Genomic DNA, 573 nt, shown 5'->3' on the forward strand with positions numbered 1-573 from the left:
AAAACTCATGTATATCAGACAGTAGTCCCGCTCCGGATTCCGCGACTGCTTCGCGGCCTCCAGCAGGCTTTCCACTTCGTTTTGTGTCAGATATTTACGTCTCGCCATTGCGGCATGTCTCCCGGAGTTATTGACTGATTTTTTATTGCCTCCTCCCGCCAGCGAAGCGCGGATAAGAAGGAGCCGAATACTATCACAGGCGCAATCTCATCGGACCAGGCTGACTCTGATTTATCCCGCAGGCTTTCATGCCGGCGCGACACGACGGGGACAGTAGCGGGTCACGCCGGCAGAAGCCGTGCTCTGGTGAACTGTGCCCGGGTATCGCCGGACCGGGAGGGACAGAGAGGAGTGAGTGCAAGGGCGCTAATACTTTTCAGGGTGTTGCGGTGCCTGGTGCCTCCAGGTAAGCCGTTGGTCAGCCACCGTGGCTCGTGGTCTTTTAAGCAAATTCCTCGTTGAATTTACCGCTGTTTCACCCCGACGCTAGTGGGATACACCGCAACATTCACACGCTCTCGCAGACAGGAGGTATAACGCAAGTACCTAAAAGTCACTTACCAACAGAAAGCC

The 573-nt window shown here is 55.1% G+C and carries 1 pseudogene; it reads right to left on the reverse strand.

The annotated features are described in order from the left end of the window. Window positions 1-108, reverse strand: a pseudogene (locus ACERY3_RS25345) (DNA recombinase); the annotation flags it as partial. Between the last annotated feature and the right edge of the window lie 465 nt (window positions 109-573).

Source organism: Enterobacter cloacae complex sp. ESBL7 (assembly GCF_041679625.1).
Lineage (GTDB): Bacteria > Pseudomonadota > Gammaproteobacteria > Enterobacterales > Enterobacteriaceae > Enterobacter > Enterobacter asburiae_B.